At 70.8% G+C, this 16,783-nt stretch carries 11 protein-coding genes; 3 read left to right on the forward strand and 8 right to left on the reverse strand.

Features of this window, described 5'->3' with window-relative positions; translation table 11 throughout:
• The first annotated feature begins 289 nt into the window (after positions 1-289).
• The 3 genes from ACFWXO_RS01705 (at position 290) to ACFWXO_RS01715 (ending at position 3,160) form a co-directional block, all read left to right on the forward strand.
• Positions 290-1,240: a hypothetical protein gene (locus tag ACFWXO_RS01705; RefSeq protein ID WP_380521288.1), complete on the forward strand. Its 951-nt coding sequence runs from the start codon at positions 290-292 to the stop codon at positions 1,238-1,240.
• Positions 1,241-1,257: 17 nt separating this feature from the next.
• Entirely contained in the window at positions 1,258-1,773 is a 516-nt protein-coding gene (locus tag ACFWXO_RS01710; protein WP_375882006.1) for a Pycsar system effector family protein, read from the forward strand.
• A 97-nt stretch (positions 1,774-1,870) separates the two neighbouring features.
• Positions 1,871-3,160: a M48 family metalloprotease gene (locus ACFWXO_RS01715; protein WP_380521291.1), complete on the forward strand. Its 1,290-nt coding sequence runs from the start codon at positions 1,871-1,873 to the stop codon at positions 3,158-3,160.
• 93 nt (positions 3,161-3,253) lie between these two features.
• On the opposite strand, the gene ACFWXO_RS01720 is transcribed toward ACFWXO_RS01715, so the two are convergent.
• From ACFWXO_RS01720 to ACFWXO_RS01755, 8 genes are all read right to left on the reverse strand, one after another.
• Positions 3,254-7,147: a DNA-directed RNA polymerase subunit beta' gene (locus tag ACFWXO_RS01720; RefSeq protein ID WP_375882000.1), complete on the reverse strand. Its 3,894-nt coding sequence runs from the start codon at positions 7,145-7,147 to the stop codon at positions 3,254-3,256.
• Between the two features lie 116 nt (positions 7,148-7,263).
• Entirely contained in the window at positions 7,264-10,740 is a 3,477-nt protein-coding gene (rpoB, locus tag ACFWXO_RS01725; RefSeq protein WP_375881997.1) for a DNA-directed RNA polymerase subunit beta, read from the reverse strand.
• Between the two features lie 685 nt (positions 10,741-11,425).
• Entirely contained in the window at positions 11,426-11,809 is a 384-nt protein-coding gene (gene rplL, locus ACFWXO_RS01730; protein ID WP_375881995.1) for a 50S ribosomal protein L7/L12, read from the reverse strand.
• 87 nt (positions 11,810-11,896) lie between these two features.
• Positions 11,897-12,460: a 50S ribosomal protein L10 gene (gene rplJ, locus ACFWXO_RS01735; protein WP_350503606.1), complete on the reverse strand. Its 564-nt coding sequence runs from the start codon at positions 12,458-12,460 to the stop codon at positions 11,897-11,899.
• Between the two features lie 359 nt (positions 12,461-12,819).
• Positions 12,820-13,695, reverse strand: a complete 876-nt coding sequence (locus ACFWXO_RS01740; RefSeq protein ID WP_380521295.1) for a hypothetical protein — start codon at positions 13,693-13,695, stop codon at positions 12,820-12,822.
• A gap of 102 nt (positions 13,696-13,797) precedes the next feature.
• Positions 13,798-14,715 carry a hypothetical protein gene (locus ACFWXO_RS01745; RefSeq protein ID WP_380521297.1) on the reverse strand — a complete coding sequence of 306 codons (918 nt, stop codon included), beginning with the start codon at positions 14,713-14,715 and terminating at the stop codon, positions 13,798-13,800.
• Between the two features lie 92 nt (positions 14,716-14,807).
• The gene (locus tag ACFWXO_RS01750; protein ID WP_380521299.1) at positions 14,808-15,662 is read right to left on the reverse strand and encodes a hypothetical protein; all 855 of its coding nucleotides are present in this window, start codon (positions 15,660-15,662) and stop codon (positions 14,808-14,810) included.
• Positions 15,663-15,765: 103 nt separating this feature from the next.
• A complete protein-coding gene (locus ACFWXO_RS01755; RefSeq protein WP_380521301.1) occupies positions 15,766-16,548 on the reverse strand; it encodes a hypothetical protein in 783 nt (260 codons plus the stop codon).
• Between the last annotated feature and the right edge of the window lie 235 nt (positions 16,549-16,783).

The following is a 16,783-nucleotide window of genomic DNA, read 5'->3' on the forward strand; positions in this document are numbered from 1 at the left end:
CGGGCTCCCCGCGTGGGGGGCCCGGGGGGGGGCCCCGGGGGGGGCGCCCCCCGCGCCCCCCCCCGCGCGGCGGGGGGGGGCGGGGGGGGGGGGGGCCGGCCCCCCCCCCCCCCCCGGCACCACCGCCCGGCTCACCGAACTCTTCGACGACCTGGCCGTCACCGAGCGCGACCGCCGGCGGCTCGACCACCTGGTCCGCACCGTACGCGCCGACGGCCCGGCGACCGCGGCGCTGCCCGGCAACTGACACAGCACCGTCCGACCCGTCCCGATCCTGGAGCACCCGCGCATGTCGGCACGACACCGCCCCGACCTCCCCCACGGAGACCTGACCGACCCGGTCCTGACGGTCCACCCGCTGGGCCGCGCGCTCGGCCTGCCCAAGCGCCCGGCCGCCCGGGCCGACTCCGCCCTCGTCCTGACCACCCCGTCCGGGGAGCACCAGGTCTACCTGCCCCCGCACCGCCCGGGGTTCAGCGACCTGGTGGGCCGCAACTACCAGGCCGCGTACGAGGTCGACCTCGGCCTGCACCACCTGCGGGCCGAGGAGCGGCTGCCCGGCCGGGACGACGTCGGGGCCTTCGAGGCCGTGGTGGAGATCGACTGGCAGGTGTCGGCCGCGGAGCTGGTCGTGGCGAGCCGGATCCGCGACGTCCCCGCGCTGCTGGTCCCGCGGATCCGGCAGCGGATGCGGGCGGTCACCCGCCACCTCTCCACCGACCGGAGCGGCGAGGCCGAGTCCGCCGTCCAGGAGGAGCTGGACGGCTTCCCGGTCGCCGAGGCCGAGGGCCTGCGGGTGCGCTGCACCGTCCAGTTGGACATCGACCAGGCCGCCCGCGAGCAGAAGGAGCGGCTGCGCGGCTACCACTTCGACACCCAGGCCCACCCGCACGCCCTCCGGCAGGTCCAGGAGTCCAACGAGGTCCTCGCCGCGAAGGCGAAGTTCTACCAGTACCACCTGGAGCAGGGCGGGGTGACCGCCTGGGCCCTCCAGGTGGCCGCTCACCCCGAGGACCTGAAAGCGGCCCTCACGTACTTGAAGGACGAGCAGCAGGAGCTGGTCCAGGGCCAGCTCCAGGTGATCCAGCGGCTGCTCGACCAGAACGGCCTGGAGGAGTTCGAGCTGGAGGGCCCGCGCCAGGAGGCGAAGGCCGCGCTCGAAGCGATCCTGCGCCACCGCCCAGCGGGCCCGGGCACGCCCCGGCTCGACAAGGGCCCGAACCCGCCGTTGCCGCAGTGAACCCGAGGAGTTCCGCCGTGTCCGCCCCCGCCGGTACCGCCCCGGTGCCCCCGCCGCCGGGTACCGCCCTGCTCGCCGAGCTGCGCACCGAGATCGCCCGCGCGGACAGCAAGGCGGCCGTCCTGGTCGCCGCCCTCGGCGTGATCGTCGGAGTGCTCGGCGGCCTGCTCACCAGCACCGGCTGGGCGCCGCAGCAGCTCTCCGGCGCGGCGAAGGCGTTGCTGGCCCTCGGCGGCCTGGGCATCGCCGTCTCCCTGGTCTCGCTGCTGCTCGCGGTGCTGCCCCGCTTCCGGCGCAGCACCTGGCGCCCGGGCCGCCCGCTCGGCTACTTCGGGGACATCCGGCTGGCCGCCGAACGGGGGCTGCTCACCGACGCCCTGGCCGACACCGAGCGGCTGGCCGCGGAGGCCGTGCGGGCGGCGCTCGCGGAGAACAGCCTGATCGCCGCGCGGAAGCACTCCTGGGTCCGGGTCGGCATCCTCGCCTTCGGCGCCGGCTTGTTCCCGCTGGTCACCGCCCTGTTCCTGGGCTGACCGGCCTGCCCCGCCCAGCACCGCCCAGCACCGTCCTGCCCAACCCGTCACCGTACGGACGCCGCCGTGCGCGCGTCCCGTCCCCGAGGACCCCGCCATGACCGAACCGACCTACCCGGACGCCACACCGCCGCCGTACCCGACGGCCGCCCCGCCGCAGTACCCGACCGTCCCGCCCCAGTACCCCACGGCCGCCCCGCAGTACCCGACGGCGCAGCCGCCCGCCTACCCGACCGCCGCTCCCCCGCCGCCGCCCCCGTACCCCGCGCCGGCCCCGCAGCCCCCCGCCCCGCCGCAGTACCCCACCGCCGTCCCGCCCCAGTACGCTCCCCCGCCCCAGCCCCAGCACCCCCAGCACCCCCCGCGCATCCCCGCCCAGGGCTTCGCCCCGCCGCCCGCCCCGCCCCGGCCGCCGGTCCTCGACCCCACCGTCGACATCGACCCGCACACCGGCCGGGTCCACCTGGCCGCCCGCCAGCGCGGCGCCGACGCCACCGCGGTCGGCCAACTGCTGCTCCAGCTGCCGCACTTCCTGTGCAGCCTGCTGGTCGTCACGCTGGTCTCGCTGCTCCTCCCCGAGCCGCTCAACCTGGTGCTGATCGGCCTCTGGATCGCCTCCGGCGCACTGGTGTTCCACCGCCCGACCGAGAAGGTGCTCGCCCGCTACCTGTTCCGGATGCGTCCGGCGCTGCACTCCGAGCTGACCAGGCTGGAGCCGATCTGGCACCAGGTGACCGCCAAGGCGGGGGTGAACCCGGAGACGTACGACCTGTGGATCGAGGACCACAAGGCCGTCAACGCCACCGCGGCCGCCGGCCACATCGTCGGGGTCACCCGGTACGCGCTGGAGACCCTCCCCGACGCCCAGCTGGCCGCCGTGCTCGCCCACGAGCTCGGCCACCACCGCGGCGGCCACGCCTGGGCGACCCTGCTCGGCTACTGGTACTCGATGCCGGCCCGGATCGCCTGGGCGGTCTTCCGGATCGCGGCGGTCGTGGCGTTCCGGATCGCCTCGGTGTTCTCGCTGCTCGGCGCCCTGGTGGTCGGGCTGGTCTCGGTGGTCCTGGTGGTGGCCGTGGCGCTCTCCTTCCCGCCGCTGCTGCTGGTCCTGGTCACGCCGTACCTGCTGGCCGCGGTCGGCCGCCGCTCCGAGCTGAGGGCGGACGTCCAGGCCGCCGAACTCGGTTTCGCGGACGCCATGATCGAGGTCTTCCACGGCTTCCTGCGGGACGAGGAGGAGGCCCTGGCGGCCGCCGCGCGGGAGAACGGGGGCCGGGCCGTCCGCCCGGGCCTGGGCCGGCGGCTGCTGTCCAGCCACCCGGACACCCACACCCGGATCCGCCGGCTGGAGGACTGGCGCGCGGCCGCGGCCACCCCGGTCCGGTAGCGCCCGGAAGCACCGGCCAGGAGCACCCGCCGGAAACGCCGCAGGGCGGCCACCCCGTGAGGGGTGACCGCCCTGCGATCAGTGACGCTCGACTCAGCCGGTGTACGGGCCGTAGTCGTAGTCGTCCAGCGGAACCGCCTGGCCGGAGCCGGCGCCGAAGGGCGACAGGTCGTAGTCGTCGTAGCCGACGGCCGAGTACATGGCGGCCTTGGCCTCCTCGGTCGGCTCGACCCGGATGTTGCGGTAGCGGGGCAGACCCGTACCGGCCGGGATGAGCTTACCGAGGATGACGTTCTCCTTGAGGCCCAGCAGCGGGTCCGACTTGGCGTGGATAGCCGCGTCGGTGAGGACCCGGGTCGTCTCCTGGAAGGAGGCGGCCGACAGCCAGGACTCGGTGGCCAGCGAGGCCTTGGTGATACCCATCAGCTGCGGACGGCCGGAGGCGGGGTGACCGCCCTCGGAGACCACGCGACGGTTCTCGGTCTCGAAGCGGCCGCGCTCGACGAGCTCGCCCGGGAGCAGCTCGGCGTCGCCCGACTCGATGATCGTCACGCGGCGGAGCATCTGCCGGATGATGATCTCGATGTGCTTGTCGTGGATCGACACGCCCTGCGAGTTGTAGACCTTCTGGACTTCGGCGACCAGGTGGATCTGGACGGCGCGCTGGCCCATGATGCGCAGGACGTCGTGCGGGTTGGTGGCACCCATGGTCAGCTTCTGGCCGACCTCGACCGCCTCGCCCTCGCTGACCAGCAGCTTGACACGCTTCGAGACCGGGTAGGCGATCTCGTCGGTGCCGTCGTCCGGCGTGATGACGATCTTGCGGGTCTTCTCGGTGTCCTCGATCCGCGCGCGGCCGGTGGCCTCGGAGATCGGGGCCACACCCTTGGGGGTGCGGGCCTCGAAGAGCTCGACGACACGCGGCAGACCCTGGGTGATGTCGTCACCGGCCACACCACCGGTGTGGAAGGTACGCATGGTCAGCTGGGTGCCGGGCTCACCGATGGACTGGGCGGCGATGATGCCGACCGCCTCACCGATGTCGACCAGCTTGCCGGTGGCCAGCGAACGGCCGTAGCAGAAGGCACAGGTGCCGACGGCCGACTCACAGGTGAGGATCGAGCGGACCTTGACCTCGGACACGCCGTGGCGGATCAGCTCGTCCATCAGCACGTCACCGAGGTCGGTGTTGGCGGTGGCGAGCAGCTTGCCGTCGACGGTGATGTCCTCGGCGAGCATGCGGGCGTACACGCTGGTCTCGACGTCGTCGGCCTTGCGCAGCACGCCGTCGGCGCCCACGGAGCCGATCGACAGCTTGAGGCCGCGCTCGGTGCCGCAGTCCTCCTCGCGAATGATGACGTCCTGGGAGACGTCGACCAGACGACGGGTGAGGTAGCCGGAGTCGGCGGTACGGAGGGCGGTGTCCGCCAGACCCTTACGGGCACCGTGGGTGGAGATGAAGTACTCCAGCACGGTGAGACCCTCACGGAACGACGCCTTGATGGGTCGCGGGATGGTCTCGTTCTTGGCGTTGGACACCAGACCACGCATACCGGCGATCTGGCGCATCTGCATCATGTTTCCACGAGCACCCGAGTCGACCATCATGAAGATGGGGTTCGTCTTCGGGAAGTTCTCGTTCATGGCCTCGGCGACCTCGTTGGTCGCCTGGGTCCAGATGCCGATGAGCTCCTGCTTGCGCTCGTCGTTGGTGATCAGGCCGCGCTCGTACTGACGCTGGACCTTCTCCGCCTTCGCCTCGTAGCCCTCGAGGATCTGGGGCTTGTTCGGCGGGACGACGACGTCGGAGATCGAGACGGTGACGCCCGAGCGGGTCGACCAGTGGAAACCGGACGCCTTGAGGTTGTCCAGGGTCGCCGCGACGACGACCTTGGGGTAGCGCTCCGCCAGGTCGTTGACGATCGCGGAGAGCTGCTTCTTGCCCACCTCGTAGTCGACGAACGGGTAGTCCTCGGGCAGCAGCTCGTTGAAGAGCGCGCGGCCCAGGGTGGTGCTGAGGCGGAAGGGCTCGCCGTCGAACCAGGTCGACTGGCCCTCCTCGTCCACCGGCGGGGTCCAGCCACGGGGCGGGACGGTGCCGGCGGCCAGGCGCAGCTCGATCGGGGCCTGGACGTCCAGCTCGCGGGCGTCGAAGGCCATGATCGCCTCGGCGGTCGACGAGAAGGTGCGGCCGGCGCCCTTCACGTTGTCGCGGTCCGAGGTCAGGAAGAACAGGCCGAGCACCATGTCCTGGGTCGGCATGGTGACGGGGCGACCGTCGGCCGGCTTGAGGATGTTGTTCGAGGACAGCATCAGGATGCGGGCCTCGGCCTGCGCCTCCGCGGAGAGCGGCAGGTGGACGGCCATCTGGTCACCGTCGAAGTCCGCGTTGAACGCGGTGCAGACGAGCGGGTGGATCTGGATGGCCTTGCCCTCGACCAGCTGCGGCTCGAAGGCCTGGATGCCGAGGCGGTGCAGGGTGGGCGCACGGTTCAGCAGGACGGGGTGCTCGGCGATGACCTCTTCGAGCACGTCCCACACGACCGGGCGGGCGCGCTCGACCATGCGCTTGGCCGACTTGATGTTCTGCGCGTGGTTCAGGTCGACCAGGCGCTTCATCACGAACGGCTTGAAGAGCTCCAGCGCCATGGCCTTCGGCAGACCGCACTGGTGCAGCTTGAGCTGCGGGCCGACGACGATGACCGAACGGGCCGAGTAGTCGACTCGCTTGCCGAGCAGGTTCTGACGGAAACGACCCTGCTTGCCCTTGAGCATGTCGCTCAGGGACTTGAGCGGGCGGTTGCCCGGGCCGGTGACCGGACGGCCGCGGCGGCCGTTGTCGAACAGCGCGTCGACGGCCTCCTGGAGCATGCGCTTCTCGTTGTTCACGATGATCTCGGGGGCACCGAGGTCGAGCAGGCGCTTCAGGCGGTTGTTGCGGTTGATCACGCGGCGGTACAGGTCGTTCAGGTCGGAGGTCGCGAAGCGGCCACCGTCCAGCTGCACCATCGGACGCAGGTCCGGCGGGATGACCGGGACGCAGTCCAGCACCATGCCGTTGGGCTTGTTGCTGGTCTGCAGGAACGCGGAGACGACCTTGAGGCGCTTGAGCGCACGGGTCTTCTTCTGGCCCTTGCCGGTGCGGATGATCTCGCGGAGGCGCTCGGCCTCCTCCGCCAGGTCGAAGGTCTCCAGGCGGTCCTTGAGGGCCGCGGCGCCCATCGAGCCGGAGAAGTAGGTGCCGAAGCGGTCGCGCAGCTCGCGGTAGAGCAGCTCGTCGCCCTCCAGGTCCTGGACCTTGAGGTTCTTGAAGCGGGCCCACACCTCGTCGAGGCGGTCGAGCTCGCGCTGCGCGCGGTCGCGCAGCTGCTTCATCTCGCGCTCGGCGCCCTCGCGCACCTTGCGGCGCACGTCGGCCTTGGCGCCCTCGGCCTCCAGCTCGGCGAGGTCGGACTCGGCCTTCTTGGCGCGGCCTTCGAGGTCGGAGTCGCGGCGGTTCTCGATCTGCTGGCGCTCGACCGAGACGTGCGCCTCCAGGGACGGCAGGTCGCGCTGGCGGCGCTCGTCGTCGACCCAGGTGATCATGTAGGCGGCGAAGTAGATGACCTTCTCGAGGTCCTTCGGCGCCAGGTCGAGCAGGTAGCCGAGGCGGGACGGCACGCCCTTGAAGTACCAGATGTGGGTGACCGGGGCGGCCAGCTCGATGTGGCCCATCCGCTCGCGGCGCACCTTGGCGCGGGTCACCTCGACGCCGCAGCGCTCACAGATGATGCCCTTGAAGCGGACGCGCTTGTACTTACCGCAGTAGCACTCCCAGTCCCGGGTCGGGCCGAAGATCTTCTCGCAGAAGAGGCCGTCCTTTTCGGGCTTCAGGGTGCGGTAGTTGATGGTCTCCGGCTTCTTGACCTCGCCGTGCGACCACTGGCGGATGTCGTCGGCGGTGGCCAGGCCGATGCGGAGCTCGTCGAAGAAGTTGACGTCAAGCACTGGTCGTCAAGCCCTCTTTCGTGATTCGAGAGTTTGTCTGTGGTCTGAGGGGGGCCTGGGGGCGGGCCGGCTGCGCGCTCTGCTTGATTCAGAAGCGCGAGCCGGCCCGACCTCCGTCAGACCTCTTCGACGCTGCTCGGCTCGCGCCGGGACAGGTCGATGCCGAGCTCTTCGGCGGCGCGGAAGACGTCCTCGTCGGAGTCCCGCATCTCGATGGACTGGCCGTCCGAGGACAGCACCTCCACGTTGAGGCAGAGCGACTGCATTTCCTTGATGAGAACCTTGAAGGACTCGGGAATGCCGGGCTCGGGGATGTTCTCGCCCTTGACGATGGCCTCGTAGACCTTCACGCGGCCGAGCACGTCGTCGGACTTGATGGTGAGCAGCTCCTGCAGGGCGTACGCGGCGCCGTACGCCTCGAGGGCCCACACCTCCATCTCACCGAAGCGCTGACCACCGAACTGCGCCTTACCACCGAGCGGCTGCTGGGTGATCATCGAGTACGGACCGGTCGAACGGGCGTGCAGCTTGTCGTCGACCAGGTGGTGCAGCTTGAGGATGTACATGTAGCCGACCGAGACCGGCATCGGGAACGGCTCGCCGGAGCGGCCGTCGAACAGGCGGGCCTTGCCGGTGGAGTTCACCAGGCGCTCACCGTCACGGGTGAGGGTGGTGTTGTCCAGCAGACCGGTGATCTCGTCCTCGCGGGCACCGTCGAAGACCGGGGTGGCGAGGTTGGTGCCACCGCTGACCTGGTCGGCGCCGATCGCCTGGAGGCGCTGGGCCCACTCGTCGGCGAGGCCGGAGACGTCCCAGCCCTGCTTGGCGAGCCACCCGAGGTGGATCTCCAGGACCTGTCCCGGGTTCATTCGGGACGGGACACCCAGCGGGTTGAGGATGATGTCGACCGGGGTGCCGTCCTCGAGGAAGGGCATGTCCTCGACCGGAAGGATCTTGGAGATGACACCCTTGTTGCCGTGACGGCCGGCGAGCTTGTCACCGTTGGTGATCTTGCGCTTCTGGGCCACGTAGACGCGGACCAGCTGGTTGACGCCCGGGGGCAGCTCGTCGCCCTCTTCGCGGTCGAAGACGCGGACGCCGATGACCTTGCCGGACTCACCGTGCGGGACCTTGAGCGAGGTGTCGCGGACCTCACGGGCCTTCTCGCCGAAGATCGCGCGGAGCAGGCGCTCCTCGGGGGTCAGCTCGGTCTCACCCTTCGGGGTGACCTTGCCGACGAGGATGTCACCGGTGACGACGTCGGCGCCGATCCGGATGATGCCGCGCTCGTCCAGGTCCGCGAGGACCTCCTCGGAGACGTTCGGGATGTCCCGGGTGATCTCCTCGGGGCCGAGCTTGGTGTCACGGGCGTCGACCTCGTGCTCCTCGATGTGGATCGAGGAGAGGACGTCGTCCTGCACGAGGCGCTGCGACAGGATGATCGCGTCCTCGTAGTTGTGACCCTCCCACGACATGAACGCCACGAGCAGGTTCTTGCCGAGGGCCATCTCGCCCTCGTCGGTGCACGGGCCGTCGGCCAGCACCTGGTTGACCTCGACCCGGGCGCCCTCGTCCACGAGCACCTTCTGGTTGAAGGCGGTGCCCTGGTTGGAGCGGGTGAACTTGGCGGCGCGGTACGTGGTGTACGTGCCGTCGTCGTTCGCCACGGTGACGTAGTCGGCCGAGACCTCCTGCACCACGCCGGACTTCTCGGCGGTGATGACGTCGGCGGCGTCGACGGCGCAGCGGTACTCCATGCCGGTGCCGACCAGCGGGGCCTCGCTCTTCAGCAGCGGCACCGCCTGGCGCATCATGTTCGAGCCCATGAGCGCGCGGTTGGCGTCGTCGTGCTCGAGGAACGGGATCATGGCGGTCGCGACCGACACCATCTGGCGCGGCGAGACGTCCATGTAGTCGATCTCGGAGCCCGGGATGTAGTCGATCTCGCCGCCGCGGCGACGGACCAGGACACGGGGCTCGGCGAAGTGCAGGTCCGCGGTCAGCGGGGCGTTCGCCTGGGCGATGACGTAGCGGTCCTCCTCGTCGGCGGTGAGGTAGTCCACCTTCTCGGTGACGACACCGTCGACGACCTTGCGGTACGGGGTCTCGATGAAGCCGAAGGCGTTGACCCGGCCGTACGAGGCCAGCGACCCGATCAGACCGATGTTCGGGCCTTCCGGGGTCTCGATCGGACACATGCGGCCGTAGTGCGAGGGGTGCACGTCACGGACCTCGAAGCCGGCGCGCTCACGGGAGAGACCACCGGGACCGAGGGCGGACAGACGACGCTTGTGGGTCAGGCCCGACAGCGGGTTCGTCTGGTCCATGAACTGCGACAGCTGGCTGGTGCCGAAGAACTCCTTGATGGAGGCGACGACCGGCCGGATGTTGATCAGGGTCTGCGGCGTGATCGCCTCGACGTCCTGGGTGGTCATGCGCTCGCGCACGACGCGCTCCATACGGGCGAGACCCGTACGGACCTGGTTCTGGATGAGCTCGCCGACGTTGCGCAGGCGGCGGTTGCCGAAGTGGTCGATGTCGTCGACCTCGACCACGATGTCGCGGCCGGTCTCGTCACGCCACTCGGTCTCGCCCGCGTGCAGCTTCACCAGGTACTTGATCGCACCGATGATGTCGGGCTCGGTGAGCACACCGGAGTCCAGCGACTCGGCGTTGCCCAGCTTCCTGTTCAGCTTGTAACGACCGACCTTGGCCAGGTCGTAGCGCTTCGGGTTGAAGTACAGGTTCTCCAGAAGCGTCTGCGCGGCCTCGCGCGTCGGCGGCTCGCCCGGACGCAGCTTGCGGTAGATGTCCAGCAGCGCGTCGTCCTGGCCCTGGGTGTGGTCCTTCTCCAGGGTGTTGCGCATCGACTCGTACTCGCCGAACTCCTCGAGAATCATCTCGTTGGTCCAGCCGAGAGCCTTGAGCAGCACGGTGACGGACTGCTTGCGCTTGCGGTCGATGCGGACGCCGACCATGTCGCGCTTGTCGATCTCCATCTCGAGCCAGGCACCACGCGAGGGGATGACCTTGCAGGAGTAGATGTCCTTGTCGGACACCTTGTCCAGGGTGGAGTCGAAGTACACGCCCGGGGAGCGGACGAGCTGCGACACGACGACACGCTCGGTGCCGTTGATCACGAACGTGCCCTTGTGGGTCATGAGCGGGAAATCGCCCATGAAGACCGTCTGAGACTTGATCTCACCGGTCTCGTTGTTGGTGAACTCGGCCGTGACGAAGAGCGGGGCCGCGTACGTGAAGTCGCGGTCCTTGCACTCGTCAATGGAGTTCTTCGGCGGCTCGAAACGGTGGTCGCGGAAGGTCAGGGACATCGACCCGCTGAAGTCCTCGATCGGCGAGATCTCCTCGAAGATCTCCTCCAGACCGGACTTGGTGGGGACGTCCTGACCAGACTCCAACGCCTGCTCGACCCGGGACTTCCAGGCCGCGTTGCCGAGCAGCCAGTCAAAGCTCTCGGTCTGCAGGGCCAGGAGGTTCGGGACCTCGAGGGGCTCCTTGATCTTCGCGAACGAGACGCGGAGCGGGGCGGTGGATGCGGCGGAATTGTTCGAGGCGTTGCGCGGCGCGGCCAAGAGGGGGGTCCTTCCGAGGGCTCGGAGCTCACTACGCGCGTACCAGCCGGGCCTGCTTGAGCCTGGATTCCGTCTCCCTCGCAGCTGGCCTCCGCCGGGGTCGAAACCCCAGGTCAGAGCCGCTTTGCGGAGGCGGTGCCAGACCCCTTCAGGGCAACGCAAACTCCGGGCGACGAGTCACGGAGCAGCTAACAGGCAGCGCAAAGGGACAGTGTAGCCAAAGGCCACACTGCTGTCCAGCTCTGATTCGGAAACCGAATCGGAGACTCCTCCCGGTAGCCGGGGGCGCGGGCGCCCACCGGGTACTGCTCTAACTCACGTGGAGTCATTTCCCGCCCGAGCCGCTGGTTATGCATCCAGCGGCGAACCAACCGGGCGGACTCGCGCCTTGAGAATCGCGCGCCTCGCCAGGTTCGTCAAGGGCCCGCCGGCGGGGCGGGCCTCGACCCGTTCATCGGTCCGAACCCCTCCGGCGTTACAGAAGCCGTGGTCGGGGCCACCGTCGATGACGGTGATCACCATACTCCTCGTCGCCGACAGTACCGAGTGCGCGATCGGCCACACCGGTGGCCGGCCGGCCGCGGGCGGCGGGGAGGGCGGGCGGGCCCGGAAACACAAAAGACCGGGCCGACCACCCGCAAGGGTGATCGGCCCGGCCTCAGGCCCCCTCAGAGGGGGCGAGAAGTCACTTGACGGTGACCTTGGCGCCGGCACCCTCGAGGGCGGCCTTGGCCTTCTCGGCAACGTCCTTGGCAACCTTCTCCAGGACCTTGGCACCAGCGGTGTCAACGAGGTCCTTGGCCTCCTTCAGGCCGAGGGAGGTCAGGGTGCGCACCTCCTTGATGACCTGGATCTTCTTGTCACCGGCGCCGTCGAGGATGACGTCGAACTCGTCCTGCTCCTCAACGGCCTCGGCCACGGCGCCCGGGCCGGCGATGCCGGCAACGGCGACCGGAGCGGCGGCGGTGACGTCGAACTTGTCCTCGAAGGCCTTCACGAAGGCGGCGAGCTCGATGAGGGTGAGCTCCTCGAACTGCGCGAGCAGCTCGTCCTGGGACAGCTTCGCCATGATGGCGTCCTTCCACTAAATCGGCAGGTGGTGCCGGATGTACGGGTTGGGCGGGCACGGGCCCGCAGCGAGGCGTGAGCCTGCCGATTACTCGGCGGCGGCGTCCTCGGCGGCGGGAGCCGGCGTACCGGCACCGCCCTGCTCGACCTTGTCGCGCAGCGCGTCCACAGTGCGGACGAGCTTCGACGGCAGGGCCTGGAAGAGCGCGGCAGCCTGGGACTGCTTGGCCTTCAGGGCACCCGCCAGCTTGGCGAGCAGCACCTCGCGGGACTCGAGGTCCGCGAGCTTCTTGATCTCATCGGCGGACAGCGCCTTACCGTCAAGGACACCGCCCTTGATGATGAGAGCGGGGTTCTCCTTGGCGAAGTCACGCAGAGCCTTCGCCGACTCCACCGGGTCACCGGTGACGAAGGCGACAGCCGTCGGACCGTTGAACAGGTCGTCGAGCTCGGAGATCCCGGCCTCATTGGCCGCGATCTTGGTCAGCGTGTTCTTCACCACGGCGTACTCGGCGTTGTCGCCGAGCGAGCGACGCAGGGTCTTGACCTGCTTCACCGAGAGACCGCGGTACTCGGTCAGCAGCGCCGCGGAGGAGCCACGGAACTTGTCCGTGATCTCGGCGACGGCGGCAGCCTTGTCGGGCCTGGCCATAGGCTTACGCCTCCTTCCGTGATGTCGAAGTCCGGCCGACCGCGAAAGTCGACCATTCACACCTCGAACCGGCCGGACGGAAGGAAAGCCCTTGCAGAAAATGCAATGAGCCCCGGTGCGCAGGCGCACGGGGCTCGTAGCGACCTCGACGGGCACCAGCGCGAACGCGGGACCCGGAAGTCGAAGCTCCAGACACACCTGCGCGGGCTGCCTGCGACGAAGCGCAGATCCTTCGGCCACCGACTCCCTCACGGGGGCGGCGACAACCAGCGGTCTTTGGCTTCGGCAACAGTAACCGGACTCGTCCGGACGACGCAAATCGCCCTCGGACGGGTGAACCGGAACGGGCCCCGGCGGGCTCAGCGGGCCAGCGGGGAGACCGTCCGGACGCCGGTGTCCACGGTGTCCGTCTCGGCCGGGGCCTGGGCCGAGAGCAGCGCGCCGGCCGGGTCGGAGTAGATCACCGAGTCGTCCGCCCGGCCGCTGTCCCCGTTCCCGGTGCGCTGCAGCCGGACCAGTTGGTCCTTGTCGTTCAGCCAGAGGTCCAGGGTGAGTTCGAGCGAGCCGCCGGGGGCCAGTGCGGCCCGCAGGCCGTCCCGGCGGGCCTGTGTCAGCTGGGTCTGGGCCGCCGCGTACTTCTCGGCGGTGGTGGTCACCCGGTAGTGCTCGACGGTGGAGTCCTCGAACTTCTCCTCGCCGACGAAGGCCGGCTCCACCCCGTCGGCGGTGGCCGCGGCCAGTGCCTCGACCGGGTTCAGCAGGTCCAGCAGCCCCGCGTACGGGACCGCCTTGTGCCCGTCCGGGTCGGTCGGGACGGAGAAGCGCTCCCAGTGCCTGCCGCCGTTCCTGGCCGCGGTGGCGGCGTCGCCGCCCTGGTAGCCGACGGTGTCCACGACGATCAGCTGCTCGGCGTCACCCGGGGTGGAGCGCTTGAGCTGGGCCGCCGTCTTGGGCGCCCAGAACAGCGAGCCGGAGCCGGCGTCCGCGCCCAGCCGGTAGCCGACCTTGGCCCGGCGGGCGGTCTGCATGGCCAGCTGGGCGGAGAGCAGCACGCCGTGCGGGGAGCGGTCGGTCGGCTTGGCCGGCCCGGTCGGGGTGGCGGCGGTCGCGGCGGCGGTGCTCGCGCTGGCGCCGGCCGAGGGCGTGGCGGGCGCGTCCCCGCCGCCGCAGCCGGTCAGGCCGCTCGCGAGCACGGCGACGACGGCCACCGCCGCCAGTCGCTGCCGTCGCGCCATCGTCCGTTCCTCTCTCACCGGGCCCACCTTGCCACCCGGACCGGGTCCGGCCGGTGGCAGCCCCCGCCCCGTCCACCTGATCGGCCGGGTCGGGGGCCGGCGTCAGCTGCCGGCGGGAGTGCCGCCGGCCTTCGCCAGGTCGGCGAGGGTGATGAAGTCCCCCGGGGTGGCGGCGACGACCGGCGTGCCGTAGTCCGAGTAGGTCACGGCGATGTTCACCGGTCCGTTCTTGGTGTCGGCCCGCTCGGTCCGCTTGACCACCAGCTGGTCGGCGTCGACCCAGACGTCGACCTGCTCACTGGCGACGCCGGCCTTGTCCAGGTTCTGCTTGAGCCGGTCGGCCTGCTCCTGGGTCACGCCCCGGCCGGTCGCCTTGACCAGGTCGGCGACGGCGAGCTCCCCGGAGTAGTGGGTGGCGGCCTTGCCGTCCACCGTCTCCTGGCCGACCTCGGTGACCTTGCCGGTGGCGATCAGCGTCCGGACGCCCTGGACCGGGTCCGCGCTCTGGAGCTGGTCGGTCGAGCCCCCGGAGAGCTTGGACATCTCCTCCTTGCTGTAGCGCAGCCAGCGCGGGCCGCCGCCCTGGACCATCTGGCCGCCCAGACCCATGTACATCGCGTCCGCGGTGTACAGGTAGTGCACCTTCGGCCCGCCGGTGATCGGCTCCAGCGCCTTGGCCATCGGGGAGCCGGTGAGGTCCATGGTCAGGTCGGCCTCCAGGCCGTCGGACCAGCCCAGTGCCCCCTGGCCCTTCATGGTGACCTGGCCGACCGAGATCTCCTCGGTGACCTTGGCCGACTTGGCCGCGCCGGTCTTCTTGGTGACCTGCTCCAGGAAGACCGCCGGGCTCACCTTGACCGGCGGGGCGGCCTGGGTGGCGGCGGTCGTCGCGGCGGCGGCCGTGGTCGGGGCCGCCGGGGCGGCGTTCCCGCCGTCGGAGCCGTTGTCGTTGCAGGCGGTCGCGGTCAGCGCCAGAGCGGCGAGGACGACGGCGACGGCGGCCTTCCGGGTTCCAGCCATGGTGTTCCCCCCTCGAGAACCCCCGGGCGCGCGACGCGCCCGGGGTGGTAGCCGGTGGTTGGTGCGGTGTCCGGCCCGGGTGTCCGGCCGGATCAGCCGAACAGCTTGAGCAGGTCGGCCTGGGCGCCGAGGTCGCCGGCGGCGGGCGCCTCGATCTTCTCGGCCTTGCCGAGGTCGGAGTACTTGACGGTGACGGCCTTGGACTGGCCGTTGTTGTCGCCGTACTCCTGGTACTTCACCAGCTCCTGCTTGTCGTTCAGCCAGAAGTCGATGGTGAGGGTCTTGCCGTCCTGCTCCAGCGTCTTCTGGACGGACTGGCGCTGCTCCGCGGTGAGCGAGGTCATCCCGGCCACCAGGGTGGCGGTGTCCTCGACGGCCCGCAGGTGGGTGGTCTGGACGCCGTCCACGGCCTCCTGGCCGACCTTGCTGAGCTTGCCGCTCGCGGCCGCGATGGTGAGCTGGGAGACCGGGTTGACCATCTGGCCCATCACCACGAAGGCGCTGCCCATCTCCTCCGTGGCGGGCACCTTGACCCAGTGCTTCCCCTGGAGGGCGGCGGCCGTGGTGTCGTCGCCGCCGATGTAGGTGTCGGCCCCGATCGCCCGGATCCTGAGCTTCTTGCCGTCCATGTCGCTGGACACGTCCACGGAGACCTTGCCCGGGTCCTTCCAGTCGGCGCTGCCGCTGCCGCCCGGGCTGGAGGCGTCCGGGGAGGTCATGGCGACCTTGCCGTTGCCGGCCTTCTGCATCACCAGGGCGGAGGCGGCGAGCGCGGCCTTCGGGTCGGCGGCGAGTCCGGCCGCGGCCGCGGCGGCGTCCTTGCCGCCGGTGGCGCCCGTGCTGTCGGCGGCGCTCTTGGTGTCGCCGCCCTTGCTGCCGCAGGCGGTGGCGCCGGCCAGCAGGACGGCGGCGGTCGCGACGGTGGCCGCGAGACGGACAGCGCGCATGGAAGTACCCCCGTAAGTTCCTCGGAAGAGCCGATCATCGGCTTCTTCTCAGCCGGACTCTAACGGATCGCCAGGGCCGACCCGCACCGGATATCCCCTCCCGTCAGCCGGTCGCGGCCGGGGTCGTCTCCCCCGCCCCGGGCGCGATGACGTCCGTCGTGGTCACGGTGGTCCCGGCGCTCCCCCGGGCCGTCTCACTGAGCTTCATCAGCCGCGGGCCGGGCCCGACCCAGACGTCGTACCCGATCTCGCCGACCCCGCGCTGCCGGTACCAGCCGACCACCGCGGCGAGCTGCTGCGGGTCCAACTCCCGGTCCGCGCCGAAGTAGTCGGCCACCGGGGCGGAGCCCCGGTAGTGCGCGACGGTCGTCCCGGCGAGCTGCTCGGCGCCGAGCGAGCCGAGCCGGTCGGCCTGGGCGATCGCGTACGCCCGGCTGCCCGGGTTGGTGACCAGCGCGGTCATCCAGCCGCCCGCGTAGCCGCTGGAGCCGTTGCCGGCCGCCGGGTCGATCGACTCCGCGGTGGCGCGCTCGGCGTGCCTGGCCGCGCCGCCCTGGTACGTGAGGTCGAGCGCGCCGTCCCGGAGGGACAGCTGCCCGGTGCCCAGCTCGTCGGTGACGGCCAGCGTGACCTCGTCCCGGTCGCCCCAGACCAGGCTGCCGCTCGCGCTGCGCCGGCCGTCCGGGCCCTCCCGCAGCAGGTCGACCCGGGCGCCGCCGGCGTCGTCCAGGGCCTGGGCGGCCGCGAGCACCACCTGCTTGGGCGGGATCGGCGCCGGCTCACCGGGGACGCGGGTGCTCGGGGCGGCCAGCACGCTGCAGGCGGTGGTGGTGCCGAGCAGCAGCAGGGCCGCCGCGAGCGCGGCGGGGCGAAGGGCGGGCGGCACGGCACACTCCGGCGGTCACAGGTTCTCCACATGATCTGACCGGCAGAGCGTACGACGACTCGATCAACCGTTCCCCTTCGCCCGTGTCCCGATCCCGCAACCGTTTCCGCCGCCGCCCCGCCGGGCCCCACCACCCGGCCGCGCCGCTGCCCGACCGCACCGCAGGAACGACGACGGGGCCCCCCCCCCCCCGGGGGGGGGGGGGGGGGCGCGGGGGGGGGCGGGCGGGGGCGCG

The sequence above is a fragment of the Kitasatospora sp. NPDC059088 genome (assembly GCF_042738155.1).
In the GTDB taxonomy this organism is placed as follows: domain Bacteria; phylum Actinomycetota; class Actinomycetes; order Streptomycetales; family Streptomycetaceae; genus Kitasatospora.